This window comes from Rouxiella chamberiensis (assembly GCF_026967475.1).
In the GTDB taxonomy this organism is placed as follows: domain Bacteria; phylum Pseudomonadota; class Gammaproteobacteria; order Enterobacterales; family Enterobacteriaceae; genus Rouxiella; species Rouxiella chamberiensis.
Genome location: NZ_CP114058.1, coordinates 1,971,247 through 1,991,580 on the forward strand (window position 1 = coordinate 1,971,247; position 20,334 = coordinate 1,991,580).

General features: G+C 42.6%; 19 protein-coding genes and 2 pseudogenes. 2 read left to right on the plus strand and 19 right to left on the minus strand.

All coding sequences use genetic code 11. From position 1 onward, the window contains the following. Positions 1-14 precede the first annotated feature (14 nt). The gene (locus tag O1V66_RS09030) at positions 15-1,223 is read right to left on the minus strand and encodes an aspartate aminotransferase family protein (RefSeq protein WP_045046720.1); all 1,209 of its coding nucleotides are present in this window, start codon (positions 1,221-1,223) and stop codon (positions 15-17) included. A gap of 841 nt (positions 1,224-2,064) precedes the next feature. Between O1V66_RS09030 and O1V66_RS09035 the strand changes: the two genes are divergently transcribed. Beyond that, the gene (locus O1V66_RS09035; protein WP_269128268.1) at positions 2,065-2,424 is read left to right on the plus strand and encodes a winged helix-turn-helix domain-containing protein; all 360 of its coding nucleotides are present in this window, start codon (positions 2,065-2,067) and stop codon (positions 2,422-2,424) included. A gap of 182 nt (positions 2,425-2,606) precedes the next feature. On the opposite strand, the gene O1V66_RS09040 is transcribed toward O1V66_RS09035, so the two are convergent. The 18 genes and pseudogenes from O1V66_RS09040 to O1V66_RS09115 all read right to left on the minus strand — a co-directional run bounded on the left by O1V66_RS09040 (position 2,607) and on the right by O1V66_RS09115 (position 19,175). Continuing rightward, a complete protein-coding gene (locus O1V66_RS09040; protein ID WP_269128269.1) occupies positions 2,607-3,203 on the minus strand; it encodes an IpaD/SipD/SspD family type III secretion system needle tip protein in 597 nt (198 codons plus the stop codon). Positions 3,204-3,220: 17 nt separating this feature from the next. Next, positions 3,221-3,616, minus strand: coding sequence for a hypothetical protein (locus tag O1V66_RS09045; protein ID WP_269128270.1), 396 nt, complete (start codon positions 3,614-3,616; stop codon positions 3,221-3,223). Positions 3,617-3,637: 21 nt separating this feature from the next. After that, positions 3,638-4,819, minus strand: coding sequence for a hypothetical protein (locus tag O1V66_RS09050; RefSeq protein WP_045046718.1), 1,182 nt, complete (start codon positions 4,817-4,819; stop codon positions 3,638-3,640). A 14-nt stretch (positions 4,820-4,833) separates the two neighbouring features. Then, positions 4,834-6,594, minus strand: coding sequence for a type III secretion system translocon subunit SctE (gene sctE, locus O1V66_RS09055; protein ID WP_269128271.1), 1,761 nt, complete (start codon positions 6,592-6,594; stop codon positions 4,834-4,836). 1 nt (position 6,595) lies between these two features. Beyond that, positions 6,596-7,114: a type III secretion system translocator chaperone SicA gene (sicA, locus tag O1V66_RS09060; RefSeq protein ID WP_045046716.1), complete on the minus strand. Its 519-nt coding sequence runs from the start codon at positions 7,112-7,114 to the stop codon at positions 6,596-6,598. A gap of 75 nt (positions 7,115-7,189) precedes the next feature. Beyond that, positions 7,190-8,298: pseudogene (locus O1V66_RS09065) on the minus strand (EscU/YscU/HrcU family type III secretion system export apparatus switch protein). Between the two features lie 13 nt (positions 8,299-8,311). After that, positions 8,312-9,058 carry a type III secretion system export apparatus subunit SctT gene (gene sctT / locus O1V66_RS09070; protein ID WP_045046714.1) on the minus strand — a complete coding sequence of 249 codons (747 nt, stop codon included), beginning with the start codon at positions 9,056-9,058 and terminating at the stop codon, positions 8,312-8,314. A gap of 24 nt (positions 9,059-9,082) precedes the next feature. Continuing rightward, the gene (locus tag O1V66_RS09075) at positions 9,083-9,337 is read right to left on the minus strand and encodes an EscS/YscS/HrcS family type III secretion system export apparatus protein (RefSeq protein WP_045046713.1); all 255 of its coding nucleotides are present in this window, start codon (positions 9,335-9,337) and stop codon (positions 9,083-9,085) included. A gap of 9 nt (positions 9,338-9,346) precedes the next feature. Next, positions 9,347-10,003, minus strand: coding sequence for an EscR/YscR/HrcR family type III secretion system export apparatus protein (locus O1V66_RS09080; RefSeq protein WP_269128346.1), 657 nt, complete (start codon positions 10,001-10,003; stop codon positions 9,347-9,349). After that, positions 9,996-11,786: a FliM/FliN family flagellar motor switch protein gene (locus O1V66_RS09085; protein WP_269128272.1), complete on the minus strand. Its 1,791-nt coding sequence runs from the start codon at positions 11,784-11,786 to the stop codon at positions 9,996-9,998. Before O1V66_RS09085 ends, O1V66_RS09080 begins: the two co-directional genes overlap by 8 nt. A 75-nt stretch (positions 11,787-11,861) precedes the next feature. After that, on the minus strand, positions 11,862-12,314 hold the full coding sequence (locus tag O1V66_RS09090; RefSeq protein WP_045046710.1) for a hypothetical protein: 453 nt from the start codon (positions 12,312-12,314) through the stop codon (positions 11,862-11,864). Further along, positions 12,298-13,589: pseudogene (sctN, locus tag O1V66_RS09095) on the minus strand (type III secretion system ATPase SctN). The gene O1V66_RS09090 and the pseudogene sctN overlap by 17 nt, the downstream one beginning before the upstream one ends. An 8-nt stretch (positions 13,590-13,597) precedes the next feature. Then, positions 13,598-15,652, minus strand: a complete 2,055-nt coding sequence (locus tag O1V66_RS09100) for an EscV/YscV/HrcV family type III secretion system export apparatus protein (protein ID WP_045046708.1) — start codon at positions 15,650-15,652, stop codon at positions 13,598-13,600. A 13-nt stretch (positions 15,653-15,665) separates the two neighbouring features. Then, entirely contained in the window at positions 15,666-16,799 is a 1,134-nt protein-coding gene (gene sctW, locus O1V66_RS09105) for a type III secretion system gatekeeper subunit SctW (RefSeq protein WP_052673375.1), read from the minus strand. Further along, the gene (locus O1V66_RS21875; protein ID WP_414058451.1) at positions 16,796-16,975 is read right to left on the minus strand and encodes a hypothetical protein; all 180 of its coding nucleotides are present in this window, start codon (positions 16,973-16,975) and stop codon (positions 16,796-16,798) included. Before O1V66_RS21875 ends, sctW begins: the two co-directional genes overlap by 4 nt. Then, complete coding sequence (gene sctC / locus O1V66_RS09110; protein ID WP_269128273.1) at positions 16,902-18,491, minus strand: type III secretion system outer membrane ring subunit SctC; 1,590 nt, start codon at positions 18,489-18,491, stop codon at positions 16,902-16,904. Before sctC ends, O1V66_RS21875 begins: the two co-directional genes overlap by 74 nt. After that, on the minus strand, positions 18,488-18,613 hold the full coding sequence (locus tag O1V66_RS21880) for a helix-turn-helix domain-containing protein (RefSeq protein ID WP_414058452.1): 126 nt from the start codon (positions 18,611-18,613) through the stop codon (positions 18,488-18,490). The genes sctC and O1V66_RS21880 overlap by 4 nt, the downstream gene beginning before the upstream one ends. Next, positions 18,558-19,175 (minus strand): hypothetical protein, encoded by a 618-nt coding sequence (locus O1V66_RS09115; protein WP_269128274.1) that lies wholly within the window; start codon positions 19,173-19,175, stop codon positions 18,558-18,560. The genes O1V66_RS21880 and O1V66_RS09115 overlap by 56 nt, the downstream gene beginning before the upstream one ends. A gap of 304 nt (positions 19,176-19,479) precedes the next feature. Between O1V66_RS09115 and O1V66_RS09120 the strand changes: the two genes are divergently transcribed. After that, on the plus strand, positions 19,480-20,286 hold the full coding sequence (locus tag O1V66_RS09120; RefSeq protein WP_045046705.1) for a PrgH/EprH family type III secretion apparatus protein: 807 nt from the start codon (positions 19,480-19,482) through the stop codon (positions 20,284-20,286). Positions 20,287-20,334: the final 48 nt, after the last annotated feature.

Below are 20,334 nucleotides of genomic sequence, written 5' to 3' on the forward strand. Positions count from 1 at the left end.
AGGCGATCGCAGGATCAGGAGCATAGTCGGGCCACGGCTTTTTCCAGACGATTGAGACCTTCTTCAACATCCTCTTGCGGAATAATCAGCGAAGGAGCGAAGCGCAGAACATTCGGACCGGCAATCAGGGCGATAAGGCCTTCTTCCGCGGCGAGTTGAGTCAGCTGTTTGGCTTGTCCGCTGTAGCGCTCGTTCATCACGGCACCGATAAGCAGCCCCATGCCGCGGATTTCGGAAAAAATCTTGTACTGATGATTAATCTGATTCAGACGCTCGGTGAACCACAGGTGGCGTAACGCGACACCGCCCAGAACCTCGGGGGTATTGATAAGTTCCAGCACCTTACCGGCAACGGCTGTTGCCAACGGGTTGCCGCCGTAGGTGGTGCCGTGGGTGCCCGGCTGGAAATGTTTGGCAAGGCTGTCGACAGTCAGCATCGCGCCAATCGGGAAGCCGCCGCCCAAAGCTTTGGCGGTGGTCAGAATATCGGGAACCACGCCGTAGGCTTGATAGGCATATAACTCGCCGGTGCGGCCTACGCCGGTCTGAACTTCGTCGAAAATCAGTATGGCATCGTGCTTGTCGCACAACTCGCGCAGGCCTTGCAGGAATTCCTGCGTGGCGGGCAGGACACCGCCCTCGCCCTGCACGGGTTCGACGATGACCGCACAGGTTCGTGAAGAAATGTGCTGGGCGACCGCGTCCAAATCATTGAACGGCAGATGGGTAATGGCCGGCGGCAGTGGCGCAAAGTCCTGGGAATATTTCGGCTGGCCGCCCGCGCTGACGGTAAACAGCGTGCGTCCGTGGAATGCATTGTTAAACGCAATGATTTCGTTTTTATGCTGTGCGTCTTTGCTGTGTCCGACGAGACGGGCAAGTTTGAGCGCGGCTTCATTGGCTTCTGCACCGGAGTTACAGAAAAAGGCCTTGTCGGCGAAGGTGGCGTCAATCAGTTGTCTGGCCAGCAGGAGCACCGGTTCATTGGTGTAGCCATTGCCAAGATGCCAAATTTTATCGGCTTGATCGGTCAACGCCTTCAGAACGGCAGGATGGCGATGGCCCAGCGCGTTGACGGCGATACCGCCTGCAAAATCAACATAGTCTTTCCCTGACTGATCCCACAACCAGGAGCCGGCGCCATGGACCGGAATAAAATCTGCCGGTGCATAGACGGGGACCATGTAGTCATCAAACTGCTGGCGGGTTACACGCTGTTCCATATTAACCTCATCGTTTTTGCAAGAGCCGCTCGAAGGATGTCTGTAACGCTGCGATTCCGAGTACGGCGGTGAATTGATTGTGCGAATTTAAGGTGCACGCTCCCTTTCCCTCTTTTAAAGAGGAAATAGAAAAATGATTATTTAGAACTTTTACTGCATGAACTTACCGGCATCGGGTAGTTCGTTATTTCGTGGGAACACCCTTACCGCAAATTAGCGCTTTACGCGAAAATTCTGTCCCCTGATGTACTGATAATAGTGTGCAGGCATCGTGCCAGCAACGGGAAAAAGTGAATAAAAAAATGAGAATCACAGAAAAACAATAAGTTATAATCGCCTCCTATTCACATAAATTGCATAAAAAGTGAATATTTATGAAAAAGCCCTTGCTGGACAAGGCGGCAGCGGAATGAGTATGCAACTCCTTAAGGAAAATATTTCTGCAAGATTTGTGATCTCTTGCTCATAAAGTCCTGACTTTAGAAAGCCATTGCACCATTTCAAGGCATCTACGTCCCAAAAAGTTGCAGCAGATGAGCCATTGACAGGGAAAAAGCATCCCGATAATTATAATTAATTTAAAAACGCCGCTTTTATTAAGAGCAAAATAGAGATACCGGTTTAAATTTATAATGAGATGAGTGAAAATACCGGTTATCCAGTAATTATGGGTATTATAAAAATTCTGATGCCATCTTGATAATAAATTAAGACAGTTTGCACTTATCAATTAAAACTTAATTAAGATATCCTGAATTAAAGAAGAAACATCATAAAGACAAGTGCAAGAATTTTTAAATTTTATGAATTTATTAAATCGACTATTGCATAAGGGATGACTATGTATCGCCAGAAAGGATTGAAGAGTACAGAGTATCGGTTTTTGGATTACCTTTTAACTGAAGATAACCAACTCATTCGTAACAACATTTTTATTAGAACTGGCTCAAAGGAGTTAGCAGTGCTGAGGGCGCTTATTGAGTCCGCAGGTAAGTTGATGACAAAAGACGAATTGCTGGATCAAGTCTGGGGGACAACCTTTGTCTCTGAAGAGTCGCTTGCTCGATGTATTTATGTATTGAGAAAAATTTTTAAAAAACACAAAAGCAACGCTGTTATTCAAACCGTTTACTCTAAAGGCTATATTTTTGTAGCAGAAGTTATCAGGCACCTTCCCCGGAAAAAGAGGTGGAGAAAATAAATGAGACCCCGACCTTCGAGGGTTTCCTGGAAACCCTTTTCGGCAATAGAATCTCATATTTAGATGTGTCGGGGCAAAAGCATATCGCCATCGAGATTAAAATATTATTGCCCGCACCTGATATTCTAAGTAAAAATAATTAATTATTCATGTTGATAAGTTTTTGATAAGCCGTTAAAACGTTAAATCGAGAAGTAGCGTTTTGACATATCTGCCAATGAACTGATTGTGCTGGATAAAATTTTAACAACATTATCATAGATTGAATTGGCATTGCTGAAGCGCCCGGTCAATGAACTGATCGTTGTTTTTATCTGTTCTTCCTGGGCGTTGAAACCGGTCAACCAGGCCTGATATTCAGTGTTCGTCGGTTCTTTATTTGAGTCATGAGGATACTGGATGTTTTTCTTCATGTTTTCCAGTGGACCAAGGTCGATAGCCACATAGTAAGTCCCGCTGGCATTTTTGATCACACTGCTTGTTGGTAACCCCATATCTTTTGCCCATTTGCGGGCATCCGCCTCCGTGGTATTCTGACTAAAATCGACGGGATAAAGTTGCGCCAATTTCCCATTGGGATTGCCGTTGGGGTCTTTGTATTTCTTTAGCAAGGTGTCTAACTTATCGTGCAGTGTTTTATAATCGTACTTAATTTTACCTTCATCGGCACCATCTTTGATAAGACTCGCCATTTCAGCAAGAATAAGGCCCAACTCTTTATAAAACTGTATATATTTGGCTAAACCACCTTCGAAAACATCGTAATAATCCTCCTTCACGATGCCAATGATATCTCCTATTTGATCCGAGATGTTACTCTCTTTTGCGGAGAGAGAGAAACGGAAACGCCACTTGCCGCAAGCCTGCTTTTGAGTTCAGATTTTAGTGCTGCCTTCTCGTCGACAAAAGATTGATTAGTGTCTGCTTGGCAAAAGGTAAGTTGCGCTGCCAGACCCGCCAGGTTCTTTTTAAGCACGTGCTGAGCATATACGGCAATGGATTTATCTTTACCCGTATTGTATTTCACATATTCAAACAGCGCTTTATCTAATGCGCTAAGGTCAGTGCTTGGTGTATCGCCACTCAACAAATTTAAATCAATGCGAGTTACGGCAGAGTCATGATGGCTTGACTCCGGTACAATACGGCTCGGAATGGTAGTAATAATGGGTTCGACTATAGACGTTCTCATCAGGACATCCTCAATAAATAATTAGCACCTACGAATTATCTCACCTGCCGCATTGGTGCGATCCTGGAGAATGTTTTTGATAGAATTTAACAGTTCAATAGCGGTACTCTTGTAACTGTTACTTCTCTCACGGTTGTTATCCGTGGTTTTATTATCTACAGAGGCTTCAAGTTCGGCGAGTGTCGCTGCGGCTCTTTCATTCATTGCAGCAACAGCAATGGAAGACGAGAAAATAGAACCGATAGGATGTGAGAGATGGCTCATCATCCTAAATTGCTCGGCTTTATTACCCGCGTCGTTATAAGCTTTTTGATTATCAATCGGTGAAGTGTCACTCAAGAGCTCATTCATTTCATTGTCATATTTATTACTAATTCTGTTGATATCATCGTTTTTAGCTGACTGAATGGAATCTCTCGCGGCCCTCTGGAAAGCCAAATTTTCTTTATGCTCACGATTAAGGTATTTCCGATCCATTCTTTTAAGCTCTAACAGATCGTGATTTTTCAAATCAACTTTCGTGATATCGGGATCGTCTATTTTACGGGTATTTCTTTCCAGATTGGCAATATCATTGTTATTCTTTTCGATAGCTTTCAGGGTTTGCTGGTTAACTTCATTGTGCTTGGCGTTCAGTCTGTCGAGTTTGCTCTGGTAATCTTTCCCAACTTTATCAACGTCTTCGATTTTTTTATTCTTCAAGTTATCGATTTTAGCTTTATTCGGCGCAACACCCTCTTTGTCCAGGGCGTTTTGTTTGCGTAGATTCTTGGTTGCACCGGCAAAACTGTAAAATGAGACCCCCATCTGAACGACAGCGCCCGTGACCTGAGAGGCGCAGTTAAGGACACCTTCTTGCCTGATAGAGGCTGCTTTTCGGTCAACAGATAATTTGGATGCCACCATGCCATCCGCACTCATCTTCAAGGCATCCTGATCAATTTTTTTAAGCAGATAAATGAGTTCAGTCAGGACTAACCCATATGTTGAACGCGAGACCTCTTTGGCCTCTTTGAGTTTAGGTAAATCGGATAGCGGTTTAGCGTCTTTATCGGGGCTGATAACGATAGCAGATTGGAGAGTGTTTTGTGTCGCACTGCTTTGTTTATCGTTGGCTAAGGGTTTTTTAGCCTTATAGTCAACACCGGCAGATTGTGTCGAAAGCTGCGGTTGCAAAACCGTTAAAGCATTGAGCGTCATCATAGGTCATCCTTAATTTATGCCTGGCGAGGGTTCAAAATAAATAAATTGGCTTTTTGCCTATCGAGATTGATTGCCGACATCTGCTCAACGGCTTCCTGGCTGGCTTTCATATCTGCCGCAAAGACATCGATAGCAAGTTTTATGTATTTGCTCATGGCTTTGATGTCAGCCATTGCAACGACGATTTCGCTTTCTTTTTTAGTGATTTCTTTTATGGCAAGTCCTGTGACAGTAGCGTTGGAAGTGTCAACGCTAACTTTAATGGACTCCGCAGCAATAGCAGTATGATTAATTCCGCGTGCAAAACTGCGGAAAGAGGCTGGACCACCGTCCAAACCTAAACTGTTCCCCATTTTGGCGAAATTTTTCGCCACCACTTTCGAGATTTTGTTTGCTCCGTTTTTAATAACAGAGGGCACGACTTTGGTCATCACTCTCGTCAATACCTTCCTGAACATGGGCATGAGTTTTTTGAAGAGAGCTTTGCCTGCCGTCTTGGCAGCAACAGTAATGGCAATAATCATTACCACCATGACAATGGCTGACACAATCGTGCTGACGAGGTTCGATATATCGTCTTTGACTCCCAATTTTTTGAGGGCAGAATTAATGGCATCGGCAATCATTTTCATCATGGGTTGGATAACATGTTGAAGGATGGGCGCCATAATGCGATCGGTAAGGCTTTTACCCGTGGTGGCTTTGACGATAGGGTCAGCCACCATCAATGCGATACCAACTGCCGCTAGTGCCAGGCTTGCACCACCAGTGAATACGGCCCCGACAATACTGACAACGGTAAGGAGACCTCCCAGGATTTTACCGACGCAGCCCATGACTTTGCCGATACGTTCGGCTTTTTCAATGGCTTTGGCTTGTTCTTTCGCTTTCTCCAGCATCTCGATTTGTCGAGCTTCCTGCAGCTTTTGAGAAAGTTCGGCATTAGCCTTGAGCTTGGAATCGGCATTTTTACCGATCAACTGTGAGAGCTCATTCATCAGCAAGGTCATGGCAGCAAGTCCGGTAAAATGACGTTTATTGGCCGCACTTAACGACTCCGGCTCAATGCCTACGGTTTTTTGCATTTTCTCCCAGCATAAATCGGCGGCCTTCACCTTTTCAAAAGCAATGTGGGCTGAGACAAGCGCTTTTTGCCGAGCCTGTTTCTGCGCTGGATTTAATGATGCCGTGCTGCAACTCAGCCGCGGCATAAGCTTTTTGGCGTGTGCATACTCCTTGTCTGAGGGATCAAGGTTGGCAAGCTTGTCTTTCGCCGCCTCGAGTTTTGCCGCGCTTTCATCAAGTAAAGCTAGCGCAGACTCGCATGAATTTTTATCGACGGCTGCCGTTGCGCAGGCGAGCTCGCTTTCTTTCAGCGCCTTCTGATATTGCACCAATAACAGTTGACGGCTTGCTGCTCTGGATTCGCCAAGAACAGAGAGTTGTCTCAACCTGCTTTTGAGTTTATCGGTATTGTTTTGTGCAAGAATTTGCATAAGCTCACCGACAAGTACGGTAAGCCCCCTCACCTTCACTCGACTGTTGTCTGCGAAACTTTTTGGTGGCACAAGTTCCGGGACGTTGTGCCGCATCTCGAGGGTATTTGACGTGACATTCTGACTTTCCACTTTACATACTGGCAAAGTAAGTGAATGGCGCAGCATCTTGTTATTGATTACGAATATAGAGGAAAGGCTTCCGACTTCAGCGCTCTCATTCATGGAGGCTGAGTTTGGAAGAGGCCATCGTAACGAATGCTGTATATTTTCAGTCATTTTAATTCTCCGTAAGCACTTGCGATTCGACGGGGAAAGGTGCCTCGCTCTCTTCATCGGGAAGCGCTAAATTTTTCAGATAGGCATGTGATTTTGCGATCAGAGAAGCATCGTCACTTTGCTCAATGATTAACTCGAAATAACGACTAGCCTTATAATTCTCTTTTAACATTATCTGGCATTGTCCGGCATAAAACACGCTACGATAATTATTCCCATCCATGGCAAAAACCACGGCATAGAGATCGGCGGCTTTTTGATAATGTTTTTTTAACTGATAAACGGCGGCCAGCCCCATAAAATAGTCAGTGTTATAAAAATCATACATGCAGAGAAATTTAAAAAAGGTTTCAGCGTTGTCGAGTTTACCCTGACGGTAAAATTGATAAGCATGGGCATAAAGGCTTTCCATCATGTCTTCGGGTATTTGATGAATATCTTTTAAAGTGAACTGTTCATTAAGACATGCTGAAAATATATCAGAAAGGTGTTGGTCATTAGCCATATCATCTCGTTTCATGAAAATCCCTTAACTTTTTAGACAGGCCAAGATTACCTAAGGGATGTGATTACATCATTTATAGGCATCCGATACTTACAAATATCGCTCATTCGATAGAAAATCTGTTTTCTGAATGGGCGATTGAGCCTCTTCATCCTTGTCATTGTCCTCACGCCAATGATTATCCACTTGTTCAAGCCAGAAAAGGATTTGCAAGACCGCATCCAGCTCATCAAGATTAACGAAGGAGTAACGCGAATGGGTGCGATAAATACGCCTGGCCAAATTGATATTTTCGATAATGGGTACTCCCATTTTTTTTGCATAGCTTTTCACTGCTTGAGCACAACCATTGGTTTCAATAAGTGAGATAAAGGGAATCGGTACAATGTCGGTGTTGAAATAAATACCTATCGCAATGTGTGTGGGATTTGCAATAATCAGTTTGGAGTTGGCAATATCAAGTTTGGTTTGCTCGTTCAGTATTTCGGCATGAAGACCACGGCGCATAGATTTCACTTCTGGATTACCGTCTTGGTCTTTTCTTTCTCTCTTTACTTCCTGTTTATCCATTTTAAGTTCTTTGATATAAAGAAAGTATTCGGCAACGGCATCCAGAACCATGACGGCCAACATACCTATCAGGCAGCTGAAAACCAATCGTTGCAAAAGTTGCCCCCAAGTAAATATCATCTCTTGAGCCGTCGTATTGATTTGCAAAAAAATAAGCGTTTTATTTTCATACCATAAAAATTGAACGACGATAATAAATACACAGAGATAGAGTGAAGTCTTTATCGCGTCTTTGACGGTTCTCATACTGAACAATTTTTTAAATCCATTGACAGGATTTAGTGCAGCGATATTAAATTTAAAAACCTTGGTGGCCATAGCAAACCCGGTTTGCAGAAGCGATGGCAATGCCGAAAAAAGAAGCAAATTAGCAAAAATGGAAGTATTATTTTTAATGCCAGTGTCAAAACATTGCGCGTATATTGAGAGATACCTAATTGAAAACCGTCTTTAATGGCCATTACCCAGGCGCTCGCCATTTCATTGACAAAATCCAAGAAAGGAAGATAGAGAATACCCATGATAATCAGGCATGAAATGGTGACATCTTTCGATTTGAAGGTTTGCCCTTTTTTTATTGCATCCTTAATTTTCTTTTGAGTGGGCTTCTCGGTTTTTGTCAGGGACATCGGCGCTATTCCTCTAAAGGATAAGTTTACTTGAGATAAAAATTAATGATCTCACTATTTCAGTTAGTGAAGCCGGAAAATAAAGGATAAGCATTAAAAAACCGATGAAGCTTTTTACCGTTAATGAAAGCGAGAAAGCATTCATCTGAGGTGCGAAGCGCGACAATAGTCCAAGAATGGCCTCGGTGAGTAAAAAAACGGTTATTAAAGGACTGGCAATCCTGACAGCCTGCATAACAATAAAGCCCAGTAACGGAAAGAGTAAGGTTAACGAAGGTAATCTGTACTCCGAGGGGCCTAGAAGCTCATAGCTTTTATGAATGACTTCAAGCATGAGGGTCAATCCACCGCGACTCAAGAAAATTACGGCGCAAAAAAGATTAAAAAAATTGGCCAACTCCGAGGTATCGACCCCGCTGACCGGATCAATACTACTACTGATTGTAGCGCCTCGTTGGTTGTCGATAATGCATCCGGCAGCGTGAATTATCCAGAATGGGGTGCAGATGAGACACCCCAGAAGCAAACCAACAAAAAGCTCTTTGATTATCAGGCCAAACTTTTGCAAAAGGGAGAGGTCAAAAGCAAGAGTATAACCATAGGGACTTAAAGCCATTCCAACCAACATGACAACAGGCACACGAATAGTATTATTTATCACATTGCTATTCAAAAAGGGCAACATGATAAAAACAGGCATAATCCTGGCTGACGACAAAGCAATGGTTAGAATAACCTCATAAAAATCATCAACACTCATTTTTATTTTTCTTTAAAGAGAATGTCATGACAATGCCAACCTGAACACTTCTCGTGAATAATTTAACAGAACCTCGCCATACCATCCTGACATCAAAAATATGCAAAGCGTTACACTTAATAATTTAATGCCGAACGGAAGAGTCTGTTCCTGAAGCTGTGTCACCGTTTGAATTAGACCTACCAATAATCCTACCACGGTAGCAACACAGATGGGTGCCGCCGATAAAATCAACACCAGATAAAGTACTTTGTTGCCTGCATAAAGCATTTCGCCCATTCCATGACCCTACGTCGATAAATGCATATATTGAGTAATCAATCCCTGAGTCAGGACGGTCCACCCATCCATAACAACAAACAAAACTAATTTGATTGGAACAGAGAGTGTTACCGGGCTCATCATCATCATTCCTAATGCCAGTAAGATACAGGAGATAAGCAGGTCGATAACAACAAAGGGAAGATAAATATAAAAACCTATTTTAAAGGCACTTTTTATTTCGCTTAATGCGTAAGCCGGCAAAAGAGAGATAATCGATATTTTATCAGGTAATTCTTGATGCACACCTTCCGTATCCTCATTATGTTGCAGCTTTTCGAAAAATGTCACTAGTGAAGGGTCGGAGAAACGGGTAAGGTAATTTTTATAGCCTTCCAGGCCGTTATCGACAAAATCAACAATGGACGCCACGCTATTAATTTCGGTTTTAGAATTTTGATAGTTTTCATAACCACTTTTGACAATAGGACTCATAACAAACATTGCCAGCAAAAGTGCAACGCCATTAAGCGTCATATTGGAAGGGATTTGTTGCAATCCCAGGGCGTTACGCACCATAACAAATACAATGGAGAATTTTATATAGCAAGTGCCGCAAGCAATCAGAACCGGTAGCAAGGTAGCTAACGCTAAAACGCCAATAAGAGGCAGATCATCATTTATCGGCATTGCAGGCTTCCAGACTTTTTATCAAGATAGCTGGGCGATCGTCCATCCAAATGAGTTCACCCCGCGCCAGAGGGAGTCCATTGGCTTGAATGATGATATTCTTATGCGTATTGATGTCACATGGGAAAACCTGGCCACTAAAAAAGTTCTCAAGCTCGGCAATGGTCACCGTATTGTGTTGAAGAACAAAATCCAGTGAAATGGGGAGGTCATCGACGTTTGTATTATTTTTAGCTTTCCTTGATAAATCATCTTTAAATTGTGTTAACTCATTTATTGCATTTTTATCGAGCACCATACCCTGCCCCCTTTTTAAATAGCACCCTACTTTTACTCCATTAACTAAAATGGAATTTTCTGGCGATGCAATCAACAATGCATCCATGACCTGCATTTTTGCCAATGCGTTAATGCTTAAACGACTCGTACCTAACAGGAACTGTACAGCGATTGAAATTGAATAAATCAGCTCAGCCGGGATGATTTTTCTCTTCATTAAAGGCTGCAATTTAGAGAATTTCGTTATCCAAACCCTGCCTTGCAAGGTATCGATTGAGAGTAACGCTTTACTCATATCCGAGACTTTGCTAAGCCGTCTAACTTTGATTATCTTGTTTGATTCATATTCGCTATAAGGCATGTTTAAAGGTTTAAAACAATTACTGATTAATTCAATCAACTGCTGATCACTCCAGGTCTCTCTCTTTAAATTGCATTCAGAAGGAAAAAAGGAGTAATACCATTGGTATAAATCAATAATCCCTTGCCATCCACTGTCAGAGAATAATTCCACCGGGAGGCCATCTTGGCTGGGTAGTGAAGCTTCAATATTTCTACCGAGGGAGAACCAATATTCTGCAACCAAGCGCTCATTGATGGCATGGGAATCCATGTTTCGGAGCACTTTTGATATCATTGGTTCGTCATCCCTGCAATCGTTGTCAGAAGCCCAGTCCTCTGAATTCGATGACCATTTGAAACTTGTGATTAGCTGGCTTCGCTTGAGATTTAGCAACTGCTGGACATAGTCTGTTGAAGGTACAAGTGATAAATCACCAGTATAAGCATGACTAATTATCACCTGACTCCCACGGGGTAAATTTTGGAATTGATAAATAACAGCGGCCCTTGTGAATTCTAATGGATTATTCAAGGCAGCATTTTTATAAAGCGTCTTGCCCGGTTGCAACTGGCTTTTAACGTTGTCATCTTTTCTGTCAGAGGTGTTATCTAGCAACGAACCATTATGCAAAAAACTCACCCCAGGCAGCGCACTTTTTGGGTAGAGAATCTGCTGTGAGTCTTTACTTCTTTCCACATCGTTATATTCATTGCAAGATGATAGCGTTTCATTGCAGGTCAGGATCGCCTTCTTTTCCAGTGTTAATGGAATCTCTTCATTACCAAAAGAACCTGCGGATTCTTGAAAGACTTCATGTGTGATATTTTTTTTACTTTCGATAACCTTATTATGCGTGTTTTTGGGTTGGCTTTCATGCGCGACTCTCTCTTTTGAATTGATTTCAGGAGCTAGTAGTGACAACGTTTTACACTCCTTTAAATTCAGCCGCTTTGAAAGTAAGGAGATGTCATTTGTATTGGCAGTACCTCTATTTTTCACCATAACGTTGTCTTTATCATGATGAATACTTCCTTGATGTTCATTGATAAAAAAATTTTTATTATAATGACTTTCAAAATTTGAAAAAAAATTCAGCGGCAAAACTGTTAACCATGCCTCGCCGCTAACCCTCTTAAGTTTATTTTTTTTAATCATAATCAGGCGTTTCTGTTAGTGAAAGGATCTCATCGCCTCTGAGACTCTCAGTCACTTTATTCACAGGCCGACAATTTATTTTTTCCACGAATATAATTCCTCCATTTCAATTTCGCCCTGATGATTTATTCTTATGCGGTCTGCAACCTTCATTTTTTTATGCAGGTAGGAATATTTTTCTGTTTTATTATTAATACACAATAACTCGCGACGATTTTTTTGCAACTCAAGATTATTTTCTTCAAAATCTTTCATTTTTTGCAGCATTTGTTGGTTTAATAAAGTCAACTGGCGTCTTAACACGGCCACTTTTCTAATTTCTTCGAACAAGGTTGCCCTGTCTACCGTGTTATCGTAGCCATAAAACTTTATAATTTTTTTCAGGGCATTTTCCTGACGCTTCAACTCATCTATTTCGTCACTCAACCTGCATTTATAGTTGATGCCTTGAGTTATTTTAAATTGTATCTGGATGCCTCGAGCTTGATAGTTGGCGATGAGAACCTGCAACTTATGATGCAATTTCACGCAACTCCTTAACTGTCTGGTCATATTCGCAATTTTGTGAAGAAGCCTGACATAACCAGTTATAAAGTTGCTGGCGCTGGTTAATAGCCACATCGTTATTAATATTCTGGCCAAACTGATATTCACCAATATCAATCAGTAGTTTCATCTCATCGATAATCGCCAGCTTGCGCCTGAAAGATGCAGCATCTTGCAAGTGCCCTTCCTTACAAATAGCACTCGTGACACGGCTTAAACTATGCGCTACGTCAACCGCAGGATAGTGGTGCTGTGCGGCTAGTTTAGGGTCGAGGTAAATATGTCCATCCAATACCGAACGAATCTCATTGGCTATGGGGTCGGACTCTTCATCACCTTCAAGGAGGATGGTATAAAAAGCCGTGATGCTACCGGTATGGAAGTTACCGGCTCTTTCCAGAATTCGCGGTAAAGCCTCAAAGACAGAAGCGGGATAACCTCTTCTTGCTGGCGACTCTCCGGAAGAAAGTGCCAAATCGCGCAATGCCCGCGCATAGCGGGTAATGGAATCGATAAACATCACCACTTTTTTACCGTGATCCCGAAAATATTCCGCGATTGTTGTCGCAATCAGTACGGCATTACAGCGATCCAGCGAGGAATAATCGGATGTTGCAAAAACGAGAATACAGTTATCCTGACGGTCGGACTTTTTCAGAATTTCTGTAAATTCTGCGACCTCCCGCCCCCTCTCGCCAATCAATCCAATAACAAAAATATCAGCTTCAATGTTATTAATTAACATCTGTAATAATGTGGTTTTCCCCCTCCGGCTGAAGCAAAGATACCTATTCTTTGCCCGACGCCGCAGGTCATCAAGGCATCAATAACTTTTATACCTGTTGGCAGCGCCTGCTGGATCCCGGCTCTGCATTGCCAATCAAGTGCTTTAGCCTGTATCGCTCGAGTTTCATCAAGAGCAGGTATTGTGGTTTCATTCAACATACCCACAATTTTCCCTTCTGCGTTGACTACGCTACCCACCAGTTGATGTCCAACTTCAATACGAAATTCATGCCCCAAAGGATGCAATACGGATTCACGTGATAAGCCATTGGCCTGTCCGAGCAGGCTAAGAATGGCTCGCTCATGACTAAATCCCAACACCTGTGCTCGCCCAACCCATTCTTTATCGTAAATACTACGATGTATGTCGCAGATTTCACCGATAACTACATCGGTTAAATCGGCCTCAATGATAGGCGTGCGTATAACACCAGGATGCGCCTGGCGAGTCAATAATTGGGCAATAGTCATCTTTGAGCCTAAATAGTTTGAATAACATCAACGTTTACGTGCTGTGATAATTCACCATAAGACATGACAGCAATATCTTTAAATCGGGTTTCAATGAATTTTTTGATAAATCGTCTAATATCGACAGATGAGATAATCACGATATCTTTAAATTCATAATCATAATTTTGTAAAGCCACGGTAAACGTATCCATAAGCTCTTCCGCTGCGGCAGGCTCGATATTGAGGAAAGAACCTCCGGACGTCGTTCTTATACCCGAACGAAAAACATCTTCGGTTTCGGCGGTCACCATTATTACGCGCAGCTGATTGTTGATTGAAAATTTATTACAGATATAACGGGCCAATGTCCCTCTGACATGTTCGACTAATAGAATCACGTCTTTCTCTTTGGGTGCCCACAAAGCCAATGCTTCCATAATCATTTTCATATTACGGATTGAAATTCTCTCGGAGAGTAAACGTTGCAATATTTCAGAGATTTTTTGCATCGTCATATGACGCAAGACTTCCTTGATGAGTTCAGGGCAAGTCTGCTCCAGTCGATCAGACATTGATTTTGCTTCCTGAACGCCAAAAAACTCATTGATATGGTGAGATAACTGCAAAGAGATGCAGAAATAGAGTTCATCGATGGCCGTTCTCATTGAATAGCCCAGTGAGGTCAAATTCTCCCGTTGATCCTTTTCGACCCAAACACCGCTTATTTCTTTATAGCTTGTCAAATTTAGCAGTTCGAGCTCTTCCAGCTTATTGATTACCCGTAGCTTATCGAAATGCAGATTGTAGGTTTCGACTTTTATTTCATTGATGAGAAAAGTCACCGAATGATCACCGCCGTCTTTTGCAGACTGTAAAAGGATGTCCGGGAGATGTATTCCATAATCGATAAAGAACTGACTTCGAATGTGCCCTGCTAAATCCTGTTCCTGCAATTTATTGAACTGGTTATCGGGCAAAACCAATATGAGCGGTAAAGCTTCTGCATTCGTTTCATCAAGGTGGTTAATTCTTCGCATGACGCTTTCGAGACCTGTCGAAACAGCTCCACTTTCGATGGCTTTTTCGGCACTGTTCCCCTTATGAGAATGCGCTTTTTTACTGATAATCTGACGCTTGTAGAAATAGGTCGCGCACAGCATCAAAGACAACGTTACAAAGACAAATAAGGGAAAACCGGGTAACAAGCCTACGCCGAGAGTGAGTATTGCAGCCACTGCGATAACAAAAGGCTGATTGATGAGCTGCGACAGGATTTTGCGCCCCATGTTATCGCCTTCACCACTGACTCGGGTGACGATGAATCCTGCGCTGACCGCAATCAGCAGCGAGGGGATCTGAGCCACCAGCCCATCTCCAATTGTGAGCATGGTATAAGTTTTTAATGCTTCGGACATCGTCATGCCATGTTGATTCATGCCGACACTGATACCACCGATAAAATTCACAAAAATGATGATAATGCCTGCGATGGCATCTCCCTTGATGAATTTCATTGCCCCATCAAATGAACCGTAGAGCTGACTTTCCCGCTCAAGGATACTTCTTCTTTCCTTGGCTTGATCGGAATCGAGGATCCCGGTTTTGACATCGGCGTCGATGCTCATCTGCTTGCCAGGCATAGCGTCCAGCGAGAATCGCGCCGCAACCTCGGCAACGCGTTCGGCGCCTTTGGTAATCACCATAAACTGGGTGATGGTAACAATGAAAAATATGACAAATCCGACCACAAGATTGTCGCCTATGACATAAAGTCCAAAGGTTTCAATAATCTCACCCGCGTTGGCATCATTTAATATGAGCCTGCTGGTACTGATGGAAAGCGAAAGCCTAAACAGAGTAGTAATCAGCAACACGGCAGGAAACGTCGAAAAGCTCAGAATGCCGCTGATATAAAATGATGACAGAAACACCAGCATTGAAATAACAATATTCAACCCTATCAAGAAGTCCACCAGATAGGTTGGCAGCGGAACGATCAACATGGCAATGATGGTAACCATTAACAAGAGAATGATCAGTTCTGGATGTTCCTTGATTTTTGCAGCCATTTTTAGCATCAAATAATTCCCACCCTCAAATTCTACTGTTGAGTAATTCAAGTTTGAAAAATTCATTTATTCTTGAATTCAGTTCGGTCTCAACGTCAAGCCTTCCATTTTCATCAGCGAAAAACTCTTCCGGTATATTTTTGCAAAGTAAATAAACAGCCTGATAAAACTGGGCTTTTATACTGGCGCTTTTACCTTCCAATGACGGACTTACGTCTGCAAGATAGTTTTTTATTCCCGCGGGGTCCTTGATGATGCAAAACAGAAAGAGTAACCATGATTTTTCTGAACCATTGATATCAAATATGGGATTTCTGGAAAGCAAGCTACTGATAAAGGTGTTCTCCAGTGTTCTCATCTTTTTCAATTGATTTAATTTAGCCAAAACTTCGCCAAACTCTGGAGGAGAACAGCTTGGCACCAGCGAATCGATATCCTGGAGCAATGCCTCTTCAATAAATTTCATTATGTGATGTCTTTTTTGATAGCCGAAGAGAGATATCCAACTCATATAGGTTTCTATTTCATCGCCGTGGCTTTCAAGAAAACCTCTATAGGTGCTTCTCAGCAGGGCTGGACTTACCCCCAACGTTTGACCAAACAATCGTGCTTTTAAGGCAACGTTGATGCCTGCCTTTAACGCTTTTGGTTCAGATGACTGCTCAAGCTGTTTAAGTAAAAGCTTGATGATGGGTTTGAGATTTTCGTTAATATCCGCCCTTTTCAGGGCTTTTCTCAATATAATGACCCGGTCGCTATCATCAGGAAACTGTTTGAAAAACTTGAAAAGCATATCTTTGATACTGCTACGCGATACCCCCGAAACCATCTTAAGCAGCAATTCCAACTTCTTAAGCGAATTGTCATCCAGAATCGAGTCGAAGTTGTTTTCGGCATCGGTGCCGCTTTTAAGAGAAAGATCGCGTCTGGATCTAAACTGTGATGAGGCCTGCAGCCCCTCATCGACAGACTGGGAGGCTCGGGCAAGCAAATCTGCCGATGAGTCTTCATCAAGAATCAGCAATGCCTGATCTTCAAGGTAAGCTTCATCATTGACCTTGGCATTGGAGGTTTCTTTCTGCAGCTGGGCTTTATCTCGCTGCTGTTCTCTGACCCGGAGAGCAGAAAGATGTCCGTATTCACTCCCGCCTATCTTCATAGCAGGCTCATCGAAAGGTTTTGTTTCCAGTCTCTGAGAGGCGTTGCGCTGAACAGGTCTCGTGTGAGGGTATTGGCTGCCGAAATGTCCTCTGATTTTATTTCACGAGGCTGTATGAGAAAAACCCTTACCGTTTGGCTGTTTTGACTTACCCGATAGCGAAACAAGGCACCCAACAGAGGAATTTTTCCGAGAACCAGGAATACTTGCGTACTCGTTCTTGTCTTCATCACGCGTATATCCACCGATAAGAAGGCTTTTTCCGCGTGGAACCCGGGCAATGGTGCTGATATTGGTTCTGGCCACTTCGGGTAACGGTGATAGCAAACTCTCACCATTACTGCTCATCTCATTGGCATTGCCGTCTTCTACATTCAGCATCATTTCAATTTCATCCTCTTGGGTAAATCGGGGCAGGACACTGACAGAGGTACCAAAAGTAATTTTCTGAAGATCAACGTTATGCTCACCGAGCAGTTTGGTATAGAGGCTGTGACTGTTATCAAAAATGGCAGGAATATTTTCTTGCGTAAGAATGACGGGACGGGAAATGATATTGGCTAACTTGTCTTTACTCAGTGCAATGATTTCAGCCATAAATTTACCGCCATCGAGTGTACTCGACATGCCGCTCATACCTTCGGCACCGCCTACCCCCTGATTCAGCGAAAATCCGAGCCTTTCACCAATATGCAGACTGCCTTTCCAGTTTGCACCCAACTGCTCAAGAGCGCTCTTTTGCAAATCTACAATCCAGACAGAAAGCTCGATATGTCTGCGAGGTTTGTCCAGTGCGGCCACAACATTCTTTATATGCATTATTTGTTGTTCGCCAGCCTTCAAAAGCAGACTGTTGTTGCCAGGATTGGAGATAATTTTAACGTCTGAACTCTCGATCTTAGGGGTACCTGATACCGGCGCTGAAGCAGTCTCTTCTGTGTCGTCGGGTAATAGTCCCTGTAACGTGGCTTCCTTGACGGGTAGCGCATTTTTTAAAGTGATATCGGGTTGAACACTGCTGACATTTGCATTGGCGAAGAGTTGAGAAAGAATGGTGGCTACGCCCGGCACGACCATCTGGCTATCTCTGTAGTTATAAACCCTGTCTTCAACAAAAGTATTCTTTAAATAGATAATAGATACGGATTCGTTGACATCACTTACCGGCTCCTGTTCATCAAGCGTGCGCGCAAGTTCATTGACCATATCAATATAGATGGGCGGACCGGAAATAAACCACGTCGAATTACCTTCATCACCACGCAGTGGATAACGGCTATCATAGATACCAATCTTTTTTAAATAAGACACAAAAAATGTAAAAGAGATGTTTTTAATTTTAATGATTTGACTGGACATTTCGGATGAATCGTAGATATAAATGGTTGAATGATTGTCATACCAGATTAACCCAAGGTTATTGGCAATCCGTTCCAGCTGCATTTGCGGATCGACAAGAGACATTTCTCCGCTGATTTTCTTCTTTAATGCCTGCTTACTTAACAGTATCGGTTTTCTCAACTGTGAAGACAAAGCATTAAAATAGCCACCAACAGTTTCGTTGCTTGCAACGTAGCCCTCAGGCTGGCGAGTTGGCATTTCATTGGCACGAACTGAAAAGTTAAATAACATACTTAACGTGATGATTATTTTTATTTTTGAATTAACGTTAATGATGAGGTTATTTTTCATTTCATGGCCATATCAAGTATTGATTTTCTCAAAGCTCTTGGTGTCATTCCAAGCATCTTTTTGACATCATTGGAAAAGTGCGACAGTGAAGAATAGCCATGCGCAAAGGCAACATCTGTCATATTTTGTGGGTCGTTGATAAATGCCAGTAACGGCTTTGGTCATGCGCCATTCACGCAACGTCACCTTGGTGGTATGACCCAGGGCGTTTCGTGAAAGTCGCCGAAAATGTGCTGCGGAAAGACCATATCTGACACAAAGATTCTGTAAACACTGATTATTGTCATCCGTAGCGGAAAGTAAAAAATGCACCAAATTATAGCACTCTGTTTTTCTGAGAAACTGTATTAGTGCATAAGTGCTCTTATGGGGATGCATGGCTTGATTAAGCAACCAATACTCCATTTCATCGGGGTTCAGATGTTTGATATTTTCAGGGAAAGTCGCCCAGCAGAGATCGTCGGAGACGACCGTTTCGACTTTATCCAGTGCGTAATCTATAAAAACCTGAAGCTTGGCCATTTTCATCAAATCAATTTCAAAGAATCGGAGTTTCCCCTTATTTATTTTGAATGCCATGGCATCCATGGCAATCAGACCACGCCATTCATTTTGTAATGTTAATGTGCCTTGTTCACTATTTCTTATTATGCAGACGATTTCACAGCCTTGATCTCCTAACACCTCGGCCAGCCAAAGTTTTTTTCGGTGATTCTGGTATGTTCACCCTCGCTCATGATATGCGGGATCGTTTCAAGGCGCATAGAGTTAATCCCTTGAATTTATGCTTTAATTTACAGCTGACATCCTAATCGGTAACCCACAGGTTCATCTTGATGTGAATATGATAGTAATTCATATGCATTCATCCTTCATATCATCAAATGAAATGTAGACTGCCTTTTTGCTCATAAAGAAATCAAGATCTAATCATAAGGTTTTATTAGACTTTCTCGCTATAGCACCAGGATTCAGCGAGCCTAAATTTATGAGCAATTCCGATGAAAGGCACACTCCTTCAGTCTCCGAGAGGAGAATTACATTAAAATTAATTAACAGTCCCTTATGCGGATGTGAATTTCAATTAACTAACGACCGTACTTTTTTTATTGTTGCCAACCAGGATACCCTGGATCGTTGTTCCACGCCAAATGATAACGCCCTCATTATTCCCATGAATGAAGGCGGTGTTAATTTTGAAGTAATGCTAAATAACATCAGCACCTCTCCTTCAGTTGACATTATCGAACATGGCGATTCAGGCACGCGAAGCTATCAGGCAATATTTAATCAAAAGATTGCAATCGGTTCATTGTTTATCGCATTAAAAATGGCTGACGAGCCGTGGAGCTATGATTTTACGCACGCTGACTCTGTCAATATAAAGGTAAAGGGTGAGTGGTCACAAAGAAAAAAACCGCTATTTTTTGCTTCGATTATATTACTCGGATTAACGTTGGCATGGTTTAAAGTAGGCAAGGCAGCCAATCTACTTTCTTCGCCATCAGCCGCTAAAGAACTTCCACGATTAAACAACAATACGGCAGCACCTCAGCCTGTTATTTTGGCGCCTACAAGGAAAACAACAACGCTAAAAACCAGACCTGAAGACATTGAGCAATTTCTCAATCAAATGGACGTTATCTTTACTCGTCAAAGTAATAATAATCAGACCCTGTTCAGTTTCAAGGGGGAGCTGGATGATGGCACGCTCGAGCAAATTAAAAAGCTACGCAATAAATATCTTTCATCAAATTATGATTTTGCCATCAATCTTCAAGATGAAAAAAAATAGATAAGTCGTTCAAATATGGTGAAGGCGGTTATATCAAAATTTCAGCCA

Coding starts and splice junctions, on each gene's coding strand:
- O1V66_RS09045 (WP_269128270.1), bottom strand. CDS start 3,616: ATGAGAACGTCTATAGTCGAACCCATTATTACTACCATTCCGAGCCGT.
- O1V66_RS09035 (WP_269128268.1), top strand. CDS start 2,065: ATGTATCGCCAGAAAGGATTGAAGAGTACAGAGTATCGGTTTTTGGAT.
- sctE (WP_269128271.1), bottom strand. CDS start 6,594: ATGACTGAAAATATACAGCATTCGTTACGATGGCCTCTTCCAAACTCA.
- O1V66_RS09050 (WP_045046718.1), bottom strand. CDS start 4,819: ATGATGACGCTCAATGCTTTAACGGTTTTGCAACCGCAGCTTTCGACA.
- O1V66_RS09120 (WP_045046705.1), top strand. CDS start 19,480: ATGAGCAATTCCGATGAAAGGCACACTCCTTCAGTCTCCGAGAGGAGA.
- sctC (WP_269128273.1), bottom strand. CDS start 18,491: ATGAAAAATAACCTCATCATTAACGTTAATTCAAAAATAAAAATAATC.
- sctT (WP_045046714.1), bottom strand. CDS start 9,058: ATGAGTGTTGATGATTTTTATGAGGTTATTCTAACCATTGCTTTGTCG.
- sicA (WP_045046716.1), bottom strand. CDS start 7,114: ATGAAACGAGATGATATGGCTAATGACCAACACCTTTCTGATATATTT.
- O1V66_RS09030 (WP_045046720.1), bottom strand. CDS start 1,223: ATGGAACAGCGTGTAACCCGCCAGCAGTTTGATGACTACATGGTCCCC.
- sctW (WP_052673375.1), bottom strand. CDS start 16,799: ATGAAGATAGGCGGGAGTGAATACGGACATCTTTCTGCTCTCCGGGTC.
- O1V66_RS09085 (WP_269128272.1), bottom strand. CDS start 11,786: ATGATTAAAAAAAATAAACTTAAGAGGGTTAGCGGCGAGGCATGGTTA.
- O1V66_RS21880 (WP_414058452.1), bottom strand. CDS start 18,613: ATGACAGATGTTGCCTTTGCGCATGGCTATTCTTCACTGTCGCACTTT.
- O1V66_RS09075 (WP_045046713.1), bottom strand. CDS start 9,337: ATGGGCGAAATGCTTTATGCAGGCAACAAAGTACTTTATCTGGTGTTG.